17 protein-coding genes are annotated in these 19,503 nt (G+C 71.7%); 6 read left to right on the plus strand and 11 right to left on the minus strand.

Annotated elements, in window-relative coordinates; all coding sequences use genetic code 11:
• Positions 1–57 precede the first annotated feature (57 nt).
• The 6 genes from pyrE to CHC05_RS34110 form a co-directional block, all read right to left on the minus strand.
• Positions 58–597 carry an orotate phosphoribosyltransferase gene (gene pyrE, locus CHC05_RS34085; RefSeq protein ID WP_089254756.1) on the minus strand — a complete coding sequence of 180 codons (540 nt, stop codon included), beginning with the start codon at positions 595–597 and terminating at the stop codon, positions 58–60.
• Positions 598–709: 112 nt separating this feature from the next.
• Positions 710–1,477, minus strand: coding sequence for an SDR family NAD(P)-dependent oxidoreductase (locus CHC05_RS34090; RefSeq protein ID WP_089254757.1), 768 nt, complete (start codon positions 1,475–1,477; stop codon positions 710–712).
• A 9-nt stretch (positions 1,478–1,486) separates the two neighbouring features.
• Positions 1,487–2,167, minus strand: a complete 681-nt coding sequence (locus CHC05_RS34095; protein WP_089254758.1) for a hypothetical protein — start codon at positions 2,165–2,167, stop codon at positions 1,487–1,489.
• Between the two features lie 67 nt (positions 2,168–2,234).
• Complete coding sequence (locus tag CHC05_RS41815) at positions 2,235–2,987, minus strand: hypothetical protein (RefSeq protein WP_179266494.1); 753 nt, start codon at positions 2,985–2,987, stop codon at positions 2,235–2,237.
• A gap of 84 nt (positions 2,988–3,071) precedes the next feature.
• Positions 3,072–5,669 (minus strand): ATP-dependent chaperone ClpB, encoded by a 2,598-nt coding sequence (gene clpB, locus CHC05_RS34105; protein WP_089254759.1) that lies wholly within the window; start codon positions 5,667–5,669, stop codon positions 3,072–3,074.
• An 85-nt stretch (positions 5,670–5,754) separates the two neighbouring features.
• Positions 5,755–6,849, minus strand: coding sequence for a hypothetical protein (locus CHC05_RS34110; protein WP_144022895.1), 1,095 nt, complete (start codon positions 6,847–6,849; stop codon positions 5,755–5,757).
• 70 nt (positions 6,850–6,919) lie between these two features.
• Between CHC05_RS34110 and CHC05_RS34115 the strand changes: the two genes are divergently transcribed.
• From CHC05_RS34115 to CHC05_RS34125, 3 genes are all read left to right on the plus strand, one after another.
• Positions 6,920–7,420 carry a cation:proton antiporter regulatory subunit gene (locus tag CHC05_RS34115; RefSeq protein WP_089254761.1) on the plus strand — a complete coding sequence of 167 codons (501 nt, stop codon included), beginning with the start codon at positions 6,920–6,922 and terminating at the stop codon, positions 7,418–7,420.
• 7 nt (positions 7,421–7,427) lie between these two features.
• Entirely contained in the window at positions 7,428–8,681 is a 1,254-nt protein-coding gene (locus CHC05_RS34120) for a cation:proton antiporter (protein WP_089254762.1), read from the plus strand.
• Between the two features lie 153 nt (positions 8,682–8,834).
• Positions 8,835–9,266, plus strand: coding sequence for a hypothetical protein (locus CHC05_RS34125; RefSeq protein ID WP_089254804.1), 432 nt, complete (start codon positions 8,835–8,837; stop codon positions 9,264–9,266).
• Here CHC05_RS34125 and CHC05_RS34130 read toward each other — a convergent pair.
• From CHC05_RS34130 to dnaK, 5 genes are all read right to left on the minus strand, one after another.
• Positions 9,263–10,120, minus strand: a complete 858-nt coding sequence (locus tag CHC05_RS34130; protein WP_179266495.1) for an alpha/beta fold hydrolase — start codon at positions 10,118–10,120, stop codon at positions 9,263–9,265. The genes CHC05_RS34125 and CHC05_RS34130 overlap by 4 nt on opposite strands.
• Before the next feature lie 101 nt (positions 10,121–10,221).
• Complete coding sequence (locus CHC05_RS34135) at positions 10,222–10,701, minus strand: heat shock protein transcriptional repressor HspR (protein ID WP_089254764.1); 480 nt, start codon at positions 10,699–10,701, stop codon at positions 10,222–10,224.
• A 7-nt stretch (positions 10,702–10,708) separates the two neighbouring features.
• Positions 10,709–11,905, minus strand: coding sequence for a molecular chaperone DnaJ (dnaJ, locus tag CHC05_RS34140; protein ID WP_089254765.1), 1,197 nt, complete (start codon positions 11,903–11,905; stop codon positions 10,709–10,711).
• A gap of 39 nt (positions 11,906–11,944) precedes the next feature.
• Positions 11,945–12,697, minus strand: a complete 753-nt coding sequence (grpE, locus tag CHC05_RS34145) for a nucleotide exchange factor GrpE (protein WP_089254766.1) — start codon at positions 12,695–12,697, stop codon at positions 11,945–11,947.
• A gap of 34 nt (positions 12,698–12,731) precedes the next feature.
• On the minus strand, positions 12,732–14,612 hold the full coding sequence (gene dnaK, locus CHC05_RS34150) for a molecular chaperone DnaK (RefSeq protein ID WP_089254767.1): 1,881 nt from the start codon (positions 14,610–14,612) through the stop codon (positions 12,732–12,734).
• A 147-nt stretch (positions 14,613–14,759) separates the two neighbouring features.
• Between dnaK and CHC05_RS34155 the strand changes: the two genes are divergently transcribed.
• Genes CHC05_RS34155 through CHC05_RS34165 form a run of 3 tightly spaced genes read left to right on the plus strand, consistent with a single transcriptional unit; the run spans position 14,760 to position 19,480 of the window.
• Complete coding sequence (locus CHC05_RS34155) at positions 14,760–16,529, plus strand: ABC transporter (protein WP_245871360.1); 1,770 nt, start codon at positions 14,760–14,762, stop codon at positions 16,527–16,529.
• A gap of 8 nt (positions 16,530–16,537) precedes the next feature.
• On the plus strand, positions 16,538–18,220 hold the full coding sequence (locus tag CHC05_RS34160) for a GTPase family protein (protein ID WP_089254806.1): 1,683 nt from the start codon (positions 16,538–16,540) through the stop codon (positions 18,218–18,220).
• A gap of 42 nt (positions 18,221–18,262) precedes the next feature.
• A complete protein-coding gene (locus CHC05_RS34165) occupies positions 18,263–19,480 on the plus strand; it encodes a hypothetical protein (protein WP_089254768.1) in 1,218 nt (405 codons plus the stop codon).
• Positions 19,481–19,503: the final 23 nt, after the last annotated feature.

A 19,503-nucleotide genomic window follows, 5' to 3' on the forward strand; every position in this document is an offset into this window, starting at 1 on the left:
CCTTCCACTTACAGCATCGACCCGCCTGCATATGAGCAGGTCCGAATCGGCAAACTTTTACGCCACTAGGCCGAGGTCAGCCATCGAGTAGGCCGCCTTGTAAGGGAGTCCCGCCGCCCGAATGGCGTCGCTCGCTCCCCGATCGACGATAACCGCTACGCCTACCACCTCAGCCCCGGCTTCCCGGAGCGCCTCGACGGCGGTCAACGGGCTTCCCCCGGTCGTGGAGGCGTCTTCCACGACCAGCACCCGTCGTCCGGCAACCTCAGGACCCTCGATCCGGCGTTGGAGACCGTGCGCCTTGGCCGTCTTGCGGACCACGAACGCGTCGAGCGGTCGCCCGGTCGACGCCGCCGCATGGAGCATGGCGGTCGCCACCGGGTCGGCGCCGAGGGTGAGTCCACCCACCGCGTCGAAGTCCCAGTCGGAAGTCAGGTCGAGCATCACACGTCCGACCAACGGTGCGGACGCATAGTGAAGGGCCACGCGACGAAGGTCGACATACCAGTCGGCTTCACGTCCCGAGGAAAGCACCACCTTGCCGTGCACCACGGCTAGTTCAGTGATGAATTTACGCAGGTCGTCGTGGTCCCCCATGGGGGAGAAGCGTACTGGTCGATTCTGTGAACCTGCTGGGCGCCCCACCAGCGATCGGGAAATTTCGCCCGATAGCGAACAGTGGCGGGCGGCTATCCGACCGAGGCGACCGTCACAGGTTGTCGCGGCCGATGCGGCCGCGGGTGTCCCGGGCGACGCGCGCGAAGACGCTGCGCGGGGCGTGCCGCATGCCGAACACGGCCACTTTGTACTTCCAGTCCGGCACGCTGACCAGCCGCCCGCGCTCGAGGTCGCGGAGCGCGCCGGCGACGACATCGTCGGCCTTCAACCACAACCAGGACGGGGTTTTCGACATGTCGATGCCCGCCCGATCGTGGAACTCGGTGCGCGTGTAGCCGGGGCACAGCGCCATCACCCGGACCCCGAGCCCAGCGACCGCGTGCCCGATCGACTCACTGAAATGGGTGACCCAGGCCTTGCTCGCCGGGTAGGTCGAGCCCGGCATCACCGGCGCGAACGACGAGGCCGACGAGACGTTGATCACAGAGCCATTGCCACGGCTGGTCATGGCCGGCAACGCCGCGTGGGTGAGCCGCATGACGGCGTCGATGTTGAGGCGCAGCAACGAGGTCTCGTCGGCGGCCGTCGACTTCAGAAAGGACCGGTTGAGGGTCGAGCCGGCGTTGTTGACCAGCAGGTCGACGTGGCCGGCCAACCGCTCCGCGACCGCGGTCACACCGGACTCCGTCGAGAGGTCCGCCGGCAGGATCTCGGCCGTGCCGCCGGTCTCGGCGGCGATGGCGGCGAGCCGGTCGGCATCGCGGGCGACGAGCACGAGGTGGTGGCCGTCGGCGGCGAGGCGGCGGACGAACGCCGCGCCGATCCCTGCGGTGGCGCCGGTCACGAGTGCGGTCGGCACTGGGTTCCCTCACATGGCGGCGGGGGTGGTCGTCGGCGGATCCGGGCGTTGCCAGTCCGTCGGGTCGACCGGGGGCGGGGGTGGGATCGGCGGCGCGCCGGTGGGGCCGGGGGGTAGCGACGGCGCGGGCCGGAAGTACTCGTTGGCCGGTGGGGAGATCAGCAGCAACGTGACGACAAAGTAGCCCACCACCTGAAGGAGCGAAAGGACCGCGCTGGTCCACGGCCACCAGCCCGGGTGGGCCTCGTTGAGGGCACCCAGCAACGTGTCGTCGCCGAACGAGTTGAGCCGCTGCACGAAGCCGAACACGGTGGCGAGGATGCCGCCGAGCAGACCGAGGCCGCACACCACGAAGGTCGCGACGCGAACCGCCCGCACGCCGCGCAGCAGGCCGACCACGAGCCCGGCCAGCAGCAGCGCCGAGACCACGCCGACGAAGGCCGCCGCGATCGGCACACCGCGCAGCAGTGTCGTGCCGCCGTTGATGTCCTCCGCGGAAACGCCGGCGGCGGGGGCGAGGTCCTGGAACCGCTCGACGATGCCGGGCATCAGCACGAGACCGATGCCGCCGTAGAACACACCGCCGACCGCCATCACCACGAGGACACCGGCGGCGGCGCGCACCGTGCCCGGCGGCCGGCGCCGGTCGGTGACCGGCTGTTGCGGGAGAACTTGCGCTGGGTACGACACGGGGCCCTCCGGTAGATCCGTTGTAGACGAACCTACTCGGAAGGCCCCGGTTGTGCGCTCTGTGGTGTCAGCGCGGCGGAGCCGGCGTCTCCGGCGGCTCCGAGCCCGGCACCGGCGGAGCCGGCGTCTCCGGCGGCTCCGAGCCCGGCACCGGCGGCGCTGGCGGCAGGGGCGGCTCACCGGCCTGCTGCGGGAACTGCGGTGTGGGGTAGCTCGATCCCGGCATCACCGGGTAACCGGGCGTCGGCGGCTCCCACGTCGCCGCCTTCGGCTTGAACCACTCGTTGGAGGCGGGCAGCGCCAACAGGATCAGCGCGACCAGCACCGCCAGGATCGGGATCACCTGGAGGACGACGTTGACCGGTCCGTACCAGTCGGGCAGCGCGGCATCCAGCTGTCGCTCGATCTCGGCCGGGTCCGGCCCGCCGTCGGTCGACGAGGCGCCACCGAAGCCGGACGCTCCGGCCAGCGAAAGGCCACCGCAACACAGCAGGTAGACGCCGCCGAGCACCCAGGTGATGATCCGCGCGACGTTCTTGCCCCGCAGGTTGAGGAAGCTCAACACCACGAGGCCGATGGCCACCAGCAGGGTGAGGACACCGATGACGATGATCCCGCCGACCACGAACGTGTCGACGCTTTCACCCATCTCGACGTCGGCGAAGGCGTCGCTGTAGACCTCGCGCACCGCGCCGATCGTGCTGAACGAGACGGCCATCGAGACCACCGCGATGGCGGCGGTCAGATAGAGGAGGTAGCTGGAAATCCGGACCGTGCCCGGCGGCCGGGCACGGTCCGAACCGGGGGCGAGCTCCGACACGGCACTCCTTCCTCGAAACATCACAATGAGTGAAGATCAAGGTACTAGTAGCGCGCCACTCTGTCGCCCCGAGACAGCCATCGATCAGTTGACGAGCGCCATCACGGTCAACCCGTCCTTGCTGTCGGCCAGGTCGACCGAGACGGTGTCGCCGTCACGGATCTCGCCGGCCAGCAGCGCCTTGGCCAGGCTGTCGCCGATCGCCGACTGCACCAGCCGGCGCAGCGGCCGGGCGCCGTAGATCGGGTCGTAGCCGTGCTCGGCCAGCCAGGACTTGCCCGCGTCGGTGACGTCGAGGGTGAGCCGCCGGTCGGCCAGCCGCTTGCGCAGGAACTCGAGCTGGATGTCGACGATCGCCCGCAACTGCGGCCCGGACAGCGCGGAGAACACCACGATGTCGTCGAGCCGGTTGAGGAACTCCGGCTTGAAGTGCGCACGGACCACGGCCAGCACGGCCTCGCGCCGCTGCTCCTCGCCCAGGGTGGGGTCGGCGATCAGCGTCGAGCCCAGGTTGGACGTGAGGATCAGGATCGCGTTGCGGAAGTCGACCGTGCGGCCCTGCCCGTCGGTCAGCCGGCCGTCGTCGAGCACCTGGAGCAGCACGTCGAACACGTCCGGGTGGGCCTTCTCGACCTCGTCGAGCAGGATCACCGAGTACGGCCGGCGGCGCACCGCCTCGGTCAGCTGCCCGCCCTCCTCGTAGCCGATGTAGCCGGGCGGGGCACCGACGAGCCGGGCGACGCTGTGCTTCTCGCCGTGCTCGCTCATGTCGATGCGTACCATCGCCCGCTCGTCGTCGAACAGGAACCCGGCGAGCGCCTTGGCCAGCTCGGTCTTGCCGACGCCGGTCGGGCCGAGGAACAGGAAGCTGCCGGTCGGCCGGTCAGGGTCGGCGATGCCGGCCCGGGCCCGGCGCACCGCGTCAGCGACCGCGCCCACGGCTTCGGGCTGCCCGACCACGCGGGACGAGAGGGAATCCTCCATCCGGAGGAGCTTGACCGTCTCGCCCTCCAGCAGCCGGCCGGCCGGGATGCCGGTCCACGCCGCCACGACGGTGGCGATGTCGTCGGCGCCGACCTCCTCCTTCAGCATCGCGCCGCTGGTCTGCAGCGACACGAGCTCGGCCTCGGCGGCGGTGAGCTCCGCCTCCAGCTCGGGGATCCGGCCGTAGCGCAGCTCGGAGGCCCGGGCGAAGTCGCCGTCGCGCTCGGCGTGGCTCTCGTCGCCACGCAGCCGCTCCAGCTCCTCCTTGGCGGTAGAGATCTTGGTGATGTGCTCCTTCTCCAGGCGCCACCGGTCGGACAGCGCGGTCAGCTGCTCGCGCTTGTCGGCCAGCTCCTTGCGCAGCCGCGCGAGGCGCTCGGCGGAGGCCACGTCGGGCTCCTTGGCCAGCGCCATCTCCTCGATCTCGAGCCGGCGCACGGCCCGCTCGACCTCGTCGACCTCGACCGGCCGCGAGTCGATCTCCATGCGCAGCCGCGAGCCGGCCTCGTCGACCAGGTCGATCGCCTTGTCGGGCAGGAACCGGTCGGTGATGTAGCGGTCGGCCAGGGCAGCGGCGCTAACTAGTGCGGCGTCGGTGATCCGCACGCCGTGGTGCACCTCGTAGCGCTCCTTGAGCCCACGGAGGATGCCGATGGTGTCCTCGACCGACGGCTCGCCGACCACGACGGGCTGGAACCGCCGCTCGAGCGCGGGGTCCTTCTCGATGTGCTGGCGGTATTCGTCGAGCGTGGTGGCGCCGACCATGCGCAGCTCGCCGCGGGCGAGCATCGGCTTGAGCATGTTGCCGGCGTCCATCGAGCCCTCGCCGCGCCCCGCACCGACGACGGTGTGCAGCTCGTCGAGGAACGTGATGACCTGGCCGTCGGAGTTCTTGATCTCTTCGAGGACCGACTTGAGCCGCTCCTCGAACTGGCCGCGGTACGAAGCGCCGGCGACCATCGCGGCGAGGTCCAGCGAGACGAGCTTCTTGTCGCGCAGCGACTCGGGCACGTCACCCGCCACGATCCGCTGGGCCAGGCCCTCGACGATCGCGGTCTTGCCGACGCCGGGCTCACCGATCAGCACCGGGTTGTTCTTGGTCTTGCGGGACAGCACCTGCATGACCCGCCGGATCTCGGAGTCGCGGCCGATCACCGGGTCGGTCTTGCCGTCCTTGGCGCGCGCGGTGAGGTCGACGCCGTATTTCTCGAGTGCCTGGTAGGTCTGCTCCGGATCGGCGTTGGTGACCCGGCGGTCGCCGCCGCGGATGGCGGGGAAGGCGGCGACGAGGTTGGCCTCGGTCGCGCCCTGGGCCTTCAGCACGTCGGCCACGGCACCACCGACCCGGGCGAGGCCGGCGAGCAGGTGCTCGGTGGAGACGAACTCGTCGCCGAGCGGGCGGGCGATCTGCTCGGCCGCGCCGATGGCGTTGACGAACTCGCGGGACAGGCTGGGCTCGGCGACGCTCGGGCCCTGCGCGGTGGGCAGGCTCTCGATCGCCCGGGCGGCGGCGCGGCGGATGTCGGCGGCGTTGGCCCCGACCGCGCGCAGCAGGCCGCCGGCGGTCGAGCCGCCGGTATCGAGGAGGCTGAGCAGGAGGTGCCACGGCTCGACGGTGGCGTTGCCGCGCTGGGCCGCCCCGGCGGCCGCGCTGGTGATGACCTCACGACTCTTGGTCGTCAGACGTTCGGTGTTCATGGGCTCCCCTGGTAGCTGGCGTCCACTAGACACGACACAACCAGAGTTGAGTCTATTCCGCTCAACCTCAGGGCTGTGATCTGCGTCACTCGTTGCCCACGAGCACCCTGATCCACTTCCGTTGGCCGAAGTCCTCGATGCCGAGCCAGCTGACCGCGTCGTGCGGGCAGAACAGCGTCCCCTCGGGCAACATGCGCAGGGAGCAGCCGCCGATCGGCCAGTCCAGGCGCTGGAAGGCGTCGCCTGACACCAGGCCGACCCCCTGCGGGGTGGTGACGGCGAGACTGGCGTCCTCGAGGACGACAGCCGAGGTGAAGTCCCGCGGATGGCCCGTCGCGCCCATCGGCCGCCAGCCGTTGTCGTCGAAGTACCAGAGCGACGGCCACGAGATCAGGTCGGTCTGGCCGATCATCCAGGCGTACGTGCCGCTGCGGTCGACGGCGATCTGGACCGCGCCGACCTTGCCACTCGCGCCCGCGACCGGCACCTGACGCCAGGTCGCACCCTGGTCGTTGGAGACCGAGGCGATCGGCCGGCCGTTGTCGTCGATGCCGACCGCGAAGAGCCAGTGCACCGCCGAAGCCACGGCACGGACGTTGGGCAAGTCCGGCTGCGCCTTGGTCGGCGACGGCTTGCCGTCCCCACCGAACCACACGACGCGCTGCTTCTCGTCAGCGTCGCAGCAGGCCTGGTATTCGCCGAACATCGGCCGGACCACGTCGTAGTCACCGGCCGCGTACTCGAACGTCCGTCCCCGGTCGAACGAGACGTAGTAGCCGTCCGGGTCCACCCAGAGCACCAACCGCGCGCGGTCCGCGTACAGCTGATGGTCCTTGCCCTCGGGATGCGGGTGGTAGACCTGGTGCCAGCTCCGCCCGCCGTCCTCGGTGCGCACCAGGGCCGCCGAGCAACTCTCCGCCACGCCGGGCGCGTCGCTGGTCGAGCCGCACCGGCCGAACAGCGCGTAGCCCAGCGCCTGGTCGACGAACTCGACGCTCCGCAGCCGATAGCTCGGCGGCACCGGGATCGAGCCCCGGCGCGTCTCGAAGTCCACCACCTCGGCCGTCGGTGCCGGCGGGGCACTCGGCGGCGGTGGCGGCTTGCGCCGGATGTCACCGACCGAACACCCCGTCAGCAGCACGACTACGACCGCCGCCGCCGTCATGATCCGTCCGCGCATGACACCTCCCCGTACGGATACGAGTCTCGTGGGATGGGCATGGTTCCCGATCTTTGGATAAGTTGCCACCGTGCGAGTACGGGTGGAACAGACGTCGTTACCCGGTATTGGTGTGCGGCACGACTTCGTCACGGAGGCGGGCCGCCGACTCGGTGTGGTGTCACACCGCGACGGGCGGCGGGCGCTCATCGTCTACGACCGCGACGATCCCGACGCGCGGCTGGCCGCGATCCCGCTCACCGACGACGAGGCCGAGGCGCTCGCCGACCTGCTCGGCGCGTCGCTGATGCTGGGTCAGCTCGCCGGCCTGCGCGACCAGGCCGCCGGCCTGCTCACCGAGCAGATCGCCCTGCCCGCGAGCTCGCCGTTCGTCGGCCGCCCGCTCGGCGACACCCGGGCGCGCACCCGCACCAGCGCCTCGATCGTCGCGACGCTGCGCGCCGCGCAGGTCATCCCGTCGCCCGGCCCGGACTTCCGGTTCGAGAGCGGTGACGTGGTGGTCGCGGTCGGCACCCGCAAGAGCCTCGACGCGCTGACCCGCATCCTCGCCGACAACGATCCCGACGGCTGAACCGGCGATGCACCAGAGCACGACGGTCCTGCTGATCGAGGTCGGGGCGCTGATGTTCCTCCTCGGCCTGCTCGGGCGGCTCAGCCGCCGCTTCGGCATTTCGCCGATCCCGCTCTACCTCCTCGCCGGCCTGGCCTTCGGCCACGGTGGGCTGCTGCCGCTCAACGCGAGCGAGGAGTTCTTCTCGGTCGGCGCCGAGATCGGCGTGATCCTCCTGCTGGTGCTGCTCGGCCTGGAGTACTCGGCCGACGAGCTCGTCGGCAACCTGCGCGCCGCCGCACCGGTCGGCCTGCTGGACGCGGTGCTCAACGCGCTGCCCGGCGCGGCCTTCGCGCTGATCCTCGGCTGGGGCTGGGTCGCCGCCGTGGTGCTCGCCGGCGTCACCTGGGTGACCTCGTCGGGCGTGGTGGCCAAGGTGCTCGCGGACCTGGGCCGGCTCGGCAACCGGGAGACCCCGGTCGTGCTCTCGGTCCTGGTGATGGAAGACCTGGCGATGGCGCTCTACCTGCCGTTGCTGACCGCGCTGCTGGCCGGCACCGGGCTGCTCGGCGGCGGCATCGCGCTCGGCATCGCGGTGCTCGCCGTCACGGTCGTGCTGGTCGTCGCGATCCGGTTCGGCGGCTGGATCTCCAAGGCCATCTCCGCGCGCGACCCCGAGGCGCTGCTGCTCGGCATCTTCGGCCTCACCCTGCTGGTCGCCGGCGTGGCCGCGCAGCTGAAGGTGTCCGCCGCCGTGGGCGCGTTCCTCGTCGGCATCGCGGTCTCCGGCCCGGTCGCCCACCACGCCACCAGGCTGCTCTCCCCGTTGCGGGACATCTTCGCCGCGGTGTTCTTCCTGTTCTTCGGGCTGACCACCGACCCGGCCCACCTGCCGCCCGTCCTGTTGCCGGCGATCGGGCTCGCGATCGCCACCATCGCGACCAAGATCCTCACCGGGTACGTCGCCGCCCGGCGCGCCGGCATCGCGGTGCGCGGTCGGTGGCGGGCCGGCCTCGCGCTGACCCCGCGCGGCGAGTTCTCGATCGTCATCGCCGGGCTCGCGGTGGCCACGCCGGGCATCAACCCGGAGCTGGGCGCGCTCGCCACGGCGTACGTTCTGATCACCGTCGTGGTCGGCCCGATCATCGCGCGGCTGCCGGACTTCGAGTGGTTCAAGGCGCTACTGCGACCCCGGCCGACGGTCGTCGCGGCGGTGCCCGTCCAGGCGACCGAGGCGCAAGGAGCCCTAACTCAACACACACCGGACGCTACTGGCCAGTAACTCAGCGCTCACAGCCGATCGTGCCCGGGTCTTAACCTTTGACCCCTTCCCCCGGTTCGCGCCAAGCGCTAGCGTGACGCCGCAGATGGGTCTGTTAGCGGAAGATCGACCATTGGGCGAGATCGACGCATGACCATGCGGAGCGAGGTGTCCGTGAGCGTGCAGTCGACGTCGTTCAGCGGCTTCACCAATCCCGTTGATCCAACACCGGCGGAGTTGCGAGCCTGGGCCTACCAACCGGACACTGTCCCGTTGCAGTCCATGCCCCCCGACTGGGATCTGTTGGTCTCGGGCGACCATCTCGTCACCACGCTGTTCGAGCTGGCGATGGACCGGTCGTGTCCGGCCCGCAGGTTCGCGCTGCACTGCCTCTACATCTACGCGGCCGACGGCATCCGCACGAAGTTCCGCGCCCACCCGAAGCGGCGGCTGCGCAAGCTCGTGCAGCAGGCCGAGACGCTGGGCGACGACCAGATGCGCACCTGGGCGCACAACAGCCGGGTGCTGCTGGCCAAGCCCGAGCTCTTCGACTACCGCGACTGGTGCGAGGGCGGCCTGGTCCGCTCCGGCCGGCGGCTTTCCTAGCTTCGGACCCGGGCGGCGTTGCGGATGATCTCCGCGAGCGCCGCTGGCTGTTCCTCGGCGATCCAGTAGCCGGTTTCCGGTACGACTTCGGCCCGTCCGTCGGTGGCGATCTCGGCGACCATCTCGCGCAGCCCGGCCTCGGTCGCGGCCGGCGCGGCACCCACCGCGGTCACCGGCATGGTCAACCGGCCGTCCTCGGCCAACGCGGCCAGGTTGAGCTGGCGGTCCAGGGCGAGCGAGCGGTACATCTCCAGCGCCGCCCGCAGCGCGCCGGGTGCGCTGTAGGCCTCCGCGTAGCGGTCCACCTCGGCTGCGTCGATCGCGCCCGCGTCGAAGATCCGAGACCGGATGACGAAGTCGATGTACGCCCGCTCCCGCCCGCCGATCAACAGGTGGGCGACATCGGCGTTGGCGTGGAAGGCGATCTGCCAGCTGCGCGGGTTGGTCATCTGGTGGTCGAGCTGCGAGGTGCCGGGCGGTGCCGCCTCGACGAGCAGCAGGGCGGCGGTCGCGTCGCGGTGGCTCAGCGCGTACGCGAACCCGACGTAACCGCCCAGGTCGTGGCCGCACACCGTGGCGGGGGCGGCGGTGCCGAACTCCGCCCGGGCGATGGCCCGCACGTCACCCGCCAGGCTGTGCTTGTCGTAGCCGCCGGCCGGGCCGGGCGAGCCACCGAGCCCACGCAGGTCGGGCATGACGATCCGGAACTCACCGGCCAGCAGCTCGGCCACCCGCGACCAGGCCCGCCAGGTCTGCGGAAAGCCGTGCAGCAGGATCAGCGGCGGGCCCGTGCCGACCACCGCGTAGTGGTGCACGGCGTCGTTGGCCGCCAGCCGGCGGTGTTGAATGTCCAATCCTCGAACCCCCCGGGCGAAGAAGGCCGGGACCCCCCGTGGATCCCGGCCTTCTTTGTCCGATATGGTGAGGTTAGTCCTTCGTCGACTCTGACGGGCGCTTATCGCGTCGGCGGGTCGGTCGGTCGGCGTGGCCGCCAGACCACCAGCGCGGTCGACGTGCGGGCGGTCGGCACCAGGTCACCGCGCGGGTAAGGGCCCATCGACTCCAGCTCGGCGATCCGCCGATAGGCCGCGCTCAGCGCCGCCTCCAGCTCGGCGATCTGCTCACGCAGGTCGCCGGCCGTCTGCTCCAGGCTGATGATCCGCCGGATGCCCTCCAGGTTGATGCCCTCGTCCTGGCTCAGCCGCTGCACCTCGCGGAGCAACTCGACGTCGCGGGTGCTGTAGCGCCGCCCGCCGCCGGCCGCCCGGCCCGGCTGCACCAGCCCGAGCCGGTCGTACTGCCGGAGGGTCTGCGGATGCATGCCGGCCATCCGGGCCGCCACCGAGATGATCAGGACCTTGGCGTCGGAGGTCGTCTCGATCGTGACCGAGATTTCCTGCTCTTCGTAGGGCTGCACTGGCTCGTAGGGCTGCATGGGGTGGTCACCTCCGCCACAACGTGTCGCGACCCGCGTCCGGCGACAGCACGGCGAACTTCTCCAGCGCCTCGCGGGCCTCGTCGGTCAGCGCCGTCGGCACGGCCACCTCGATGGTGACGAGGAGGTCGCCGGCCTGTCCGTCACGCTTGGTCACGCCCTTGCCCCGGGCGCGCAGGACGCGGCCGCTCGGTGTGCCCGGCGGCACCCGCAGCGTCACGTAACCGTCCATCGTCGGGACCCGCAGGTCGGTGCCGAACACCGCTTCCGGGTACGTGATCGGCGCCGTGATCGTCAGATCGTTGCCCGATCGGCCGAACATGTCGTCGGCCCGCACCCGGACCAGCACGTAGAGGTCACCGGGCGGACCGCCGCGGTCGCCCGCCTCGCCCCGGCCGGCCAGCCGGATGCGCTGCCCGTCGGAGACGCCGGCCGGGAACCGCACGTTGAGCGTGCGGGCCTTGGTGACGCCGCCGGTGCCCCGGCACTCCGGGCACTTCTCGTCGACGATGGTGCCGACGCCCTGGCACTCGCGGCACGGCTCCGAGAAGCTGAACGAGCCCTGGTTGCGGGTGATCAGCCCGGAGCCCTGACACTGCGGACAGGTGCGTGGCTGGGTGCCCGGCTTGGCGCCGTTGCCGTGGCAGGTGTCGCAGACACCCGGCGCCCGCAACGTCAGCGGCAGCGTGACACCGCGGACCGCGTCGCCGAAGTCGAGGGTGACCTCGGCCTCCACGTCGCGACCCCGGGCCGGACCACGCGGCTGCTGTGGCTGCCCGCGCCCGCCGCCCGAGAAGATCGAGCCGAACAGGTCGGAGAAGCCGGCACCGCCGAAGCGCCCGTCGCGACCGGTGCCCGTGGTGGGTCCACCGCCACCGGCGCCGCCGAAGCCGAACAGGTCCGAGGGGTCGAAGCCGCCCGGGCCGGACCCGCCACCGGTGCGAGCACCTCGACGGAACGCGCCCGCACCGAAGAGCGAGCGCATCTCGTCGTACTCCTTGCGCCGACCGGTGTCGGACAGCACGTCGTACGCCTCGGAGACGGCCTTGAACCGGTCCTCGGCCTCGCTGTTGCCCGGGTTGTGGTCGGGGTGCAGCTCCCGCGCGAGTTTGCGGTAGCTGCGCTTGATCTCGTCGGAGGAGGCGGACTTCGGAACGCCTAGGACCGCGTAGAAGTCCTTCTCCAGCCAGTCCTTGGAGCCCATCTCAGCCCGCCTCCCTTCCGAGGAGCCGTAGGTTGACCGTCACTCGGGGTCGGCCACCGCGACCAGCGCTGGTCGCAGCAGCCGGTCGCCGAGTTGGTAGCCGCGGCGCATCACGTCGATGCACGTCGGCTCCGTCACCTCTGCCGAGGTCAGGTGGGCCACCGCGTCGTGCCGGGTCGGGTCGAACGGGTCGCCCTTCTCGCCGAACGCGGTCAGCCCGAACTTGCCCAGGGCCGTGACGAGCTGCTCGGCCACACTGCCGAACGGCCCGACCAGGTCGCCGTGCTCGCGGGCCCGGTCGAGGTCGTCCAGCACCGGCAGCAGCGAGCTGATCACCAGGCCGGTGGTCTGCTCGGCCGCCACTCCCCGGTCGCGGTCGACCCGCTTGCGGTAGTTGGCGTATTCCGCGGAGACCCGCTGGAGGTCACGCGTGCGCTCCTCCAGGTCGACCCGGAGCGACTCGAGCTCGGCGCCCAGGCCACCCGTCGCGGTCGTGCTCTCTTCCTCCGCCGGCTTGGCTTCGGTGCCGGCATCGGCGGCCGGCGCCGGCGTGTCGACCGGCTGCTGCTCGGCCGGCGCGGACGGGCCGGGCACCTCGGTGCTCTGCTCCTCCGCCGCCGGCTCCGCCGGCTCGCTCTTCTCGTGCTTGAGCTTGCCGCCGGTCGCGTCGATCCGTCGCTTGTCCCGGATGACGATCCGCTCCGCTCCCTTGCCATCGGCCTGGTCGCGATCGGTGCCACCCGGCGCCGACCCGGCGGCTGCCGGGTCGGCGGCTCGTGGCTTTTCCGTCATGCCGACATCCTCACTGACGTCGTGTGCCGCCGGGTCACTTCTTGTCGTCCTCGACGATCTCGGCGTCGACCACGTCGTCCGGACCGTTGCCGTTGCCACCCGGAGCACCGGTGCCCGGGCCGGCAGCGCCGTCGGGGCCGGGGCCGGCAGCACCATCGGGGCCGGGCTGCTCACCCTGCTGCTGCTGCGCGTAGAGCAGCGAGCCGGCCTGCTGCGAGACCTGAGCCAGCTTCTCGTGCGCCGACTTGATCTTCTCGAGGTCGGTGCCGCCCAGGGCGCTGCGCAGGTCGCCCAGCGCCTCGTTGATCTGGTCACGGGACTCGGCCGGGAGCTTGTCGCCGCTCTCCGCCAGGAACTTCTCGGTCTGCCACTGCAGCTGCTCGGCGACGTTGCGGGTCTCCGCCTCCTCACGGCGACGCTTGTCGTCGTCGGCGTGGTCCTGGGCGTCGCGCATCATGCGGTCGATGTCGTCCTTCGGCAGCGCCGAGCCGCCGGTGATCGTCATCGACTGCTCCTTGCCGGTGCCCAGGTCCTTGGCGTTGACGTGGACGATGCCGTTGGCGTCGATGTCGAAGGTGACCTCGATCTGCGGCACGCCACGCGGCGCCGGCGGGAGCCCGGTCAGCTCGAACGTCGCGAGCTTCTTGTTGTAGGCCGCGATCTCGCGCTCGCCCTGGAAGACCTGGATCAGCACGGACGGCTGGTTGTCGTCGGCCGTCGTGAAGACCTCGGAGCGCTTCGTCGGGATCGTGGTGTTGCGCTCGATCAGCTTGGTGAAGATGCCGCCCTTGGTCTCGATGCCCAGGCTCAGCGGGGTGACGTCGAGGAGCAGAACGTCCTTGACCTCGCCCTTGAGCACGCCGGCCTGCAGCGCCGCGCCGACCGCGACGACCTCGTCGGGGTTGACGCCCTTGTTGGGCTCCTTGCCGGTGAGCTGCTTGACCAGGTCGGTCACCGCGGGCATCCGGGTCGAGCCGCCGACCAGGATGACGTGGTCGACGTCGGCGACCTTGACGCCGGCGTCCTTGATGGCCTGCTCGAACGGGTTCTTCGTGCGGTCCAGCAGGTCCTGCGTCATGCGCTGGAACTCGGACCGGGACAGGCTCACGTCCAGGTGCAGCGGACCGGCCTCACCAGCGGTGATGTAGGGCAGGTTGATGTTGGTGGTGGTCGCCGCGGAAAGCTCGATCTTGGCCTTCTCGGCGGCCTCACGCAGCCGCTGCATCGCCATCTTGTCCTGCGAGAGGTCGATGCCGTGCTGGCCGCGGAACGTCTTGACCAGGTGCTCGATGACCCGCTCGTCCCAGTCGTCGCCACCGAGGTGGTTGTCGCCCGAGGTGGACTTGACCTCGACGACGCCGTCGGCGAGCTCCAGCACGGACACGTCGAACGTGCCGCCACCGAGGTCGAAGACCAGGATGGTCTGCTCCTTGGAGCCCTTGTCGAGGCCGTAGGCCAGCGCGGCCGCGGTCGGCTCGTTGACGATGCGGAGCACGTTGAAGCCCGCGATGTCACCGGCCTCCTTGGTGGCCTGGCGCTGCGCGTCGTTGAAGTACGCCGGGACGGTGATCACCGCGTCGGCGATCTGCTCGCCCAGGTAGGCCTCGGCGTCCCGCTTGAGCTTCATCAGGACGCGGGCCGAGATCTCCTGCGAGGTGTATTTCTTGCCGTCGATGTCAATCGACCAGTTGGTGCCCATCTCCCGCTTGACCGAACGGATCGTCCGGTCTGGGTTGGTAACCGCCTGGCGCTTGGCGACCTCACCGACGAGCACCTCGCCGTTGCGGGCGAACGCGACGATCGAGGGGGTCGTGCGCGCACCCTCCGCGTTCGCGATGACGGTGGGCTCACCGCCTTCGAGGACGCTGACGACCGAGTTCGTCGTGCCGAGGTCGATGCCGACCGCACGTGCCATGGCTACTTCCTTATCTACAAGTTGAGTGGACCGGGCTCAATGATGCCACGATCGCGCCAGGCGTCAAATCGGGTTGAGTGTGGTACGCGCAACTTCAACCGCCGCGTTCCTGTTGTACAGGCGGAATAGATCGGGCACGCTTTACCCGTGACGACGCAGGTGGCGGCGGTGGCCCCCGAGGGGTTGCCGACCGCCCTCGGCCGACTACGGACGGCGATCTCCGGGGTCGACTTCCCGCTGTCCCTGACCTCCGCCGCCGAGGCGCGTGAGGTCGGTGCCGCCCTGGTCGCTCAGCTCGACGATTACCTTCTGCCCCGCCTGGCCCGGCTCGACGCACCCCTGCTGGTGGTCGTCGGCGGCTCCACCGGCGCCGGCAAATCGACGCTGGTCAACAGCCTCGTGCAGGCCCGGGTGAGCGCGCCCGGGGTGCTCCGCCCGACGACCCGGGCACCGGTGCTCGTCTGCAACCCGTCCGACAGCCAGTGGTTCCGCGCGGGCGACCTGCTGCCCGGCCTGACCCGGACGACCAAGCCCAGCGACGACCCGCACACCCTGCAACTGGTCGCCGCACCCGCGCTCACGCCCGGGCTGGCGTTCCTCGACGCGCCCGACATCGACTCGGTGGTCGACCAGAACCGGCAACTCGCCGCCCAACTGCTGGCCGCCGCCGACCTCTGGCTCTTCGTCACCACCGCCGCCCGTTACGCCGACGCCGTGCCGTGGGGGCTCCTGCGCACCGCCCGGCTGCGCGGCACCGTGATCGCCCTCGTGCTCGACCGGGTGCCGGACGAGGCGGGCGACGACGTGCCCGCCCACCTCGCGGAGATGCTCGAGGCCAACGACCTGGCCGAGGCACCGCTGTTCGTGCTGCCCGAGACCGACGTCGACGGCCAGGGCCTGCTGCCCGGCCGCGACACCGCCGAGCTCCGCGCCTGGTTCGACCGGCTGGCCAGCGACGCCAACGCCCGCGCCGCGGTGGTTCGGCAGACCCTCGACGGCGCCGTCGCCGCCCTAAGCCCGGCCGCCGACGGGCTGGCGGCCGCGGCCGACGAGCAGGCCGCGGCGGCCCGGGCCTTGCGCGAGCGGGTCCGCGCGGCCTACCGCGGCGGCGCCGAGACCGTCGAGCGCAGCCTCAAGGACGGCCGGCTGCTGCGGGGCGAGGTGCTCTCCCGCTGGCACGAGTTCGTCGGCACCGGTGACTTCTTCCGGGGCCTGGAGGCGCGGATAGGGCGGCTGCGCGACCGGATCACGGCGGCCGTGACCGGCCGGCCACAGCCCGGCAACCAGCTCAAGTCGGCGATCGAGTCCCAGCTCACCACGCTGTTGCGCGGGGTGGCCGGTGACGCCGCCGAGAACGCGTACACCGGGTGGCAGGCGCACCCGGCCGGGGCCGCCTTGCTCGAGCCCTCGCTGGCCCGGCCGACACCCGACCTCGCCGACCGCGCCGACCGGCTGGTCCGCGACTGGCAGCGCGGCGTGCTCGAGCTCGTCCGCCAGGAAGGCAGCGACAAGCGGTTCGTGGCCCGCACGGCGGCGTACGCGGTCAACGCCACCGGCCTGGCCGTCATGATCGCGGTGTTCGCCTCGACGGCGTTCATCCCGACCGGCCTGGAGATCGGCACCGCCGCCGGCACCACGGTCGCCGCGCAGAAGGTGCTCGAAGCGATCTTCGGCGACCAGGCGATCCGCCGGCTCGCCGCCAAGGCCCGCCAGGACCTGCTCGACCGGGTCGACGACCTGCTCGCCGACGAGGCGGCCCGCTACTTCGACCGGATCGAGGCGGTCGGCGTCGACGCGGACCCGGGTGGCGAGCTGCGCGCGGCCGCGGCCGAGGTCGAGCGGGCCCGGTCCGCGGCGGCGCTCACGACCGGCAGCAAGCTCGCCCTGCCGCAGCGGGATCTGGGGGAGCTGCGGTGACCCAGTTCATGGGCCGGGTCCGGGAGGCCCTGCGCGGCAACCGCCGTGTCGATCCCGACATCCTGATCGGCCGGCTCGACGCGGTCCAGAGCTTCCTCGACGCCGCCGACGGCCACCTGCCCTCCGACCGGTTGGTGCCCGCACACACGCTGGTCGAGCGGGCCGGCGGCCGGCTCGCCCTGTCCCGCGACCACACGCTGGTCGCCCTCGCCGGCGCCACCGGCAGCGGCAAGTCCAGCCTGTTCAACGCGCTGGCCCACATGCACCTCTCGCCGGTCGGGGTCCGCCGGCCCACCACGGGTCAGGCGTTCGGCTGCGTCTGGGGCGCCGCGGACGAGGCCGGCGGCCTGCTCGACTGGGTCGGGGTGCTCCCCCGCAACCGGTTCGCCCGGGAGAGCCCGCTCGACGGTGACGACGAGGCCCCGCTGCGCGGACTCGTCCTGCTCGACCTGCCCGACTTCGACTCGGTCGAGGCGGCCCACCGGGTCGAGGTCGACCGGTTGCTCGGGCTCGTCGACCTGATCGTCTGGGTGGTCGACCCGCAGAAATACGGCGACCGCGTGGTGCACGAGGCCTACCTGCGGGAGTTCCACCGGCACAAGGACGTCACCGTCGTCGTGCTCAACCAGGCCGACCGGCTCTCCACGACCGACCTGCCGAAGGTGCTCGGCGACCTGCGCCGGCTGCTCGAAGAAGACGGCCTCGGCGGCGTGCCGGTGGTGGCGACGGCGGCGGTCCAGGACGCGGCCATGGTCGAGCTGCGCCGCCTGCTGGAACGCACGGTGGCCGAGCGCCAGGCGGCGCTGCGCCGGCTCAACAGCGACGTCGACACCGCGCTGGCCCGGCTCGACGACCTGGTCGGCGGTCCGGCGCCGGCCGACGTCGACCGCGCCACCTCCCGCCGCCTCGCCGACGCGCTCGCCGGCGTCGCGGGCGTGCCGGCGGTGGCCGACGCGACCGAGCGGGCCTACCGGCACCGGGCCGGCGCCGCGACCGGCTGGCCGCTGGTCAAGTTCTGGCGCAAGCTGCGTCCCGACCCGCTGCGCCGGCTGCACCTGCACACGCCGACGGTGGTCGGCACCGAGCTCGCGCCGGCCGACGGCACCGTGCCGGCGACCACCTCGCTCCCCGACCCCAGCGCCGCGCAGCGGGCCTCGTTGGGCATCGCCCTGCGCACCGTCACCGACACCACCTCCGGCGAGCTGCCCGAGGCGTGGCGGGTCGCGGTCGGCGACGCGGCCCGGTCCCGGCTCGGCGACCTGCCCGACGCCCTCGACAAGGCGGTCGCCGGCACCGAGCTCGGCGTCGAGCGCAAGCGGGCCTGGTGGCGGGCGGTCGGCCTCCTGCAGTGGCTGCTCACCCTGGTCGCCGTGGCCGGGCTGGGCTGGCTGGTGGCCGGCTACATCGTCCGGGCCCTCGGGTTGCCGCGGTTCGACTACCCGATGGTCGGCGAGGTGCCGCTGCCGACCCTGGGGCTGCTGGGCGGGCTGGCCGCCGGCATCCTGCTGGCCCTGCTGGTGAAACCGTTCATCCGTTGGGGTGCCCGCCGGGCCCGGCGCCGGGCCGAGGCGCGGATGCGGGAGTCGGTCGCCGAGGTGGGCCGCGAACAGGTGATCGCGCCGGTCAGGGCGGTTCTGCGCGACTACACGACCGCCCGGGACGCCTATGCAGCGGCCGGACCACCCCGATAGTTGGCTCGTGCCGGCGCCGCGCGACCAGCGTAGGGTCGTTTCATGGCGACGCCACAGACTCCCTATGAGGCCGTACTGAAGGCCGCGCGTGACGTCGACAAGCTCGACTGCGCGCTGGACGCCGAGATGCTCGGCACCGCGTTGCTCGGCAGCGTCTACGCGATCGCCGAAGAAGATCGTGCCGGCGCCGTCCGTACCTTCGTGGAAGGTTTCCTCACCGCCACCTCCCGCCGCCGGGCCGCGGCCGCGACCACCATCCGGTCCGTTTTCGCCTCCCTTGTCCCCGACGCGCCCGGCGCCGCCGCGGTCAAGCCCGGCGCCCAGGCGCCGTCGTGGTCCGGCCAGCTCGGGCGGGTCCGGCCGACCGGCACCTACGCCTATGGCGACGTGTACGGGGACCAGACCTCCTACCTGGCCACCTTCGCGTACGAGGACGACGCCGAGGGTGGTCCGGAGCACGCCGTCGTCGCGCTGGTCGACCACAACATCGGCATCACCAAGGACGTGTTCGTCGGTGGCCCCGCCGAGCGGATCCTCGGTCAGGTCCGCCGGATGTGCGCGGCCGACGGGCTGACCTGGTTCCGCGAGGAGGACCCGCGCACCCTGCGCGGCGAGGTGGCCCGCCACCTCCAGATCACCGACGAGATGGGTGACCTGCCCGGCGAGGGCTCGCTGGCCACCGACCGCGCGCTGGTCGGTGCCCGCCTGGCCCTGCTGCCGATGCCGGCGCTGAGCCCCGTGCCCGATCTGCCCGAGCCGCTCGGCGACGAGGAGCGCTCGGCGCTGATCCGGACCTTCCTGGCCGCACCCGAGGCGGCCCGGTTCGAGCTCGACCGGCTGCCCGAGGGCGACCTGGGCTCATTGCACTTCTGCCTGAGCCTGGTGCTCGACCACGCCGCGAGCCTGCCCGACGCCGACCCGATGCGGTGGAGCCCGATCGTGGTCGAGCTGTTCCTGCTCGACTGGGTGCACCGGCGCGCGGTGCTCGACATGGACGACGCGGCGCTGCTGCCGAGGGTGGTCCGGGCCTGGGCGGCGTACGCGTCGCGGGTGCGCGGTCTCCCGGCCGAGGCGGTGGCCGCGACCGACCAGGCCGTGGAAGACACCGTGCCGGAGTTCGTCCGCCTCTACACCACCGGCGAGCGCCGCAGCCCCGCGACGGCGGCCGTGGCCCAGCTCATCGCCGAGGGCGTCGATCTCAACGACCCCGCGGCCCTGGACGCCTGGCTGGCCGAGAACCGCGACCGGCTTGGCGAGTGACGTTCGAGCCGGGCGCTCACGCG

This window comes from Asanoa hainanensis (genome assembly GCF_900188485.1).
In the GTDB taxonomy this organism is placed as follows: domain Bacteria; phylum Actinomycetota; class Actinomycetes; order Mycobacteriales; family Micromonosporaceae; genus Asanoa; species Asanoa hainanensis.

Excerpts from the sequence above, each read along its gene's own strand:
- pyrE (WP_089254756.1), bottom strand. The coding sequence starts at position 597 with ATGGGGGACCACGACGACCTGCGTAAATTCATCACTGAACTAGCCGTG.
- clpB (WP_089254759.1), bottom strand. The coding sequence starts at position 5,669 with ATGAACACCGAACGTCTGACGACCAAGAGTCGTGAGGTCATCACCAGC.
- CHC05_RS34110 (WP_144022895.1), bottom strand. The coding sequence starts at position 6,849 with ATGCGCGGACGGATCATGACGGCGGCGGCGGTCGTAGTCGTGCTGCTG.
- CHC05_RS34120 (WP_089254762.1), top strand. The coding sequence starts at position 7,428 with ATGCACCAGAGCACGACGGTCCTGCTGATCGAGGTCGGGGCGCTGATG.
- CHC05_RS34135 (WP_089254764.1), bottom strand. The coding sequence starts at position 10,701 with ATGCAGCCCTACGAGCCAGTGCAGCCCTACGAAGAGCAGGAAATCTCG.
- dnaJ (WP_089254765.1), bottom strand. The coding sequence starts at position 11,905 with ATGGGCTCCAAGGACTGGCTGGAGAAGGACTTCTACGCGGTCCTAGGC.
- grpE (WP_089254766.1), bottom strand. The coding sequence starts at position 12,697 with ATGACGGAAAAGCCACGAGCCGCCGACCCGGCAGCCGCCGGGTCGGCG.
- dnaK (WP_089254767.1), bottom strand. The coding sequence starts at position 14,612 with ATGGCACGTGCGGTCGGCATCGACCTCGGCACGACGAACTCGGTCGTC.
- CHC05_RS34160 (WP_089254806.1), top strand. The coding sequence starts at position 16,538 with ATGGGCCGGGTCCGGGAGGCCCTGCGCGGCAACCGCCGTGTCGATCCC.
- CHC05_RS34165 (WP_089254768.1), top strand. The coding sequence starts at position 18,263 with ATGGCGACGCCACAGACTCCCTATGAGGCCGTACTGAAGGCCGCGCGT.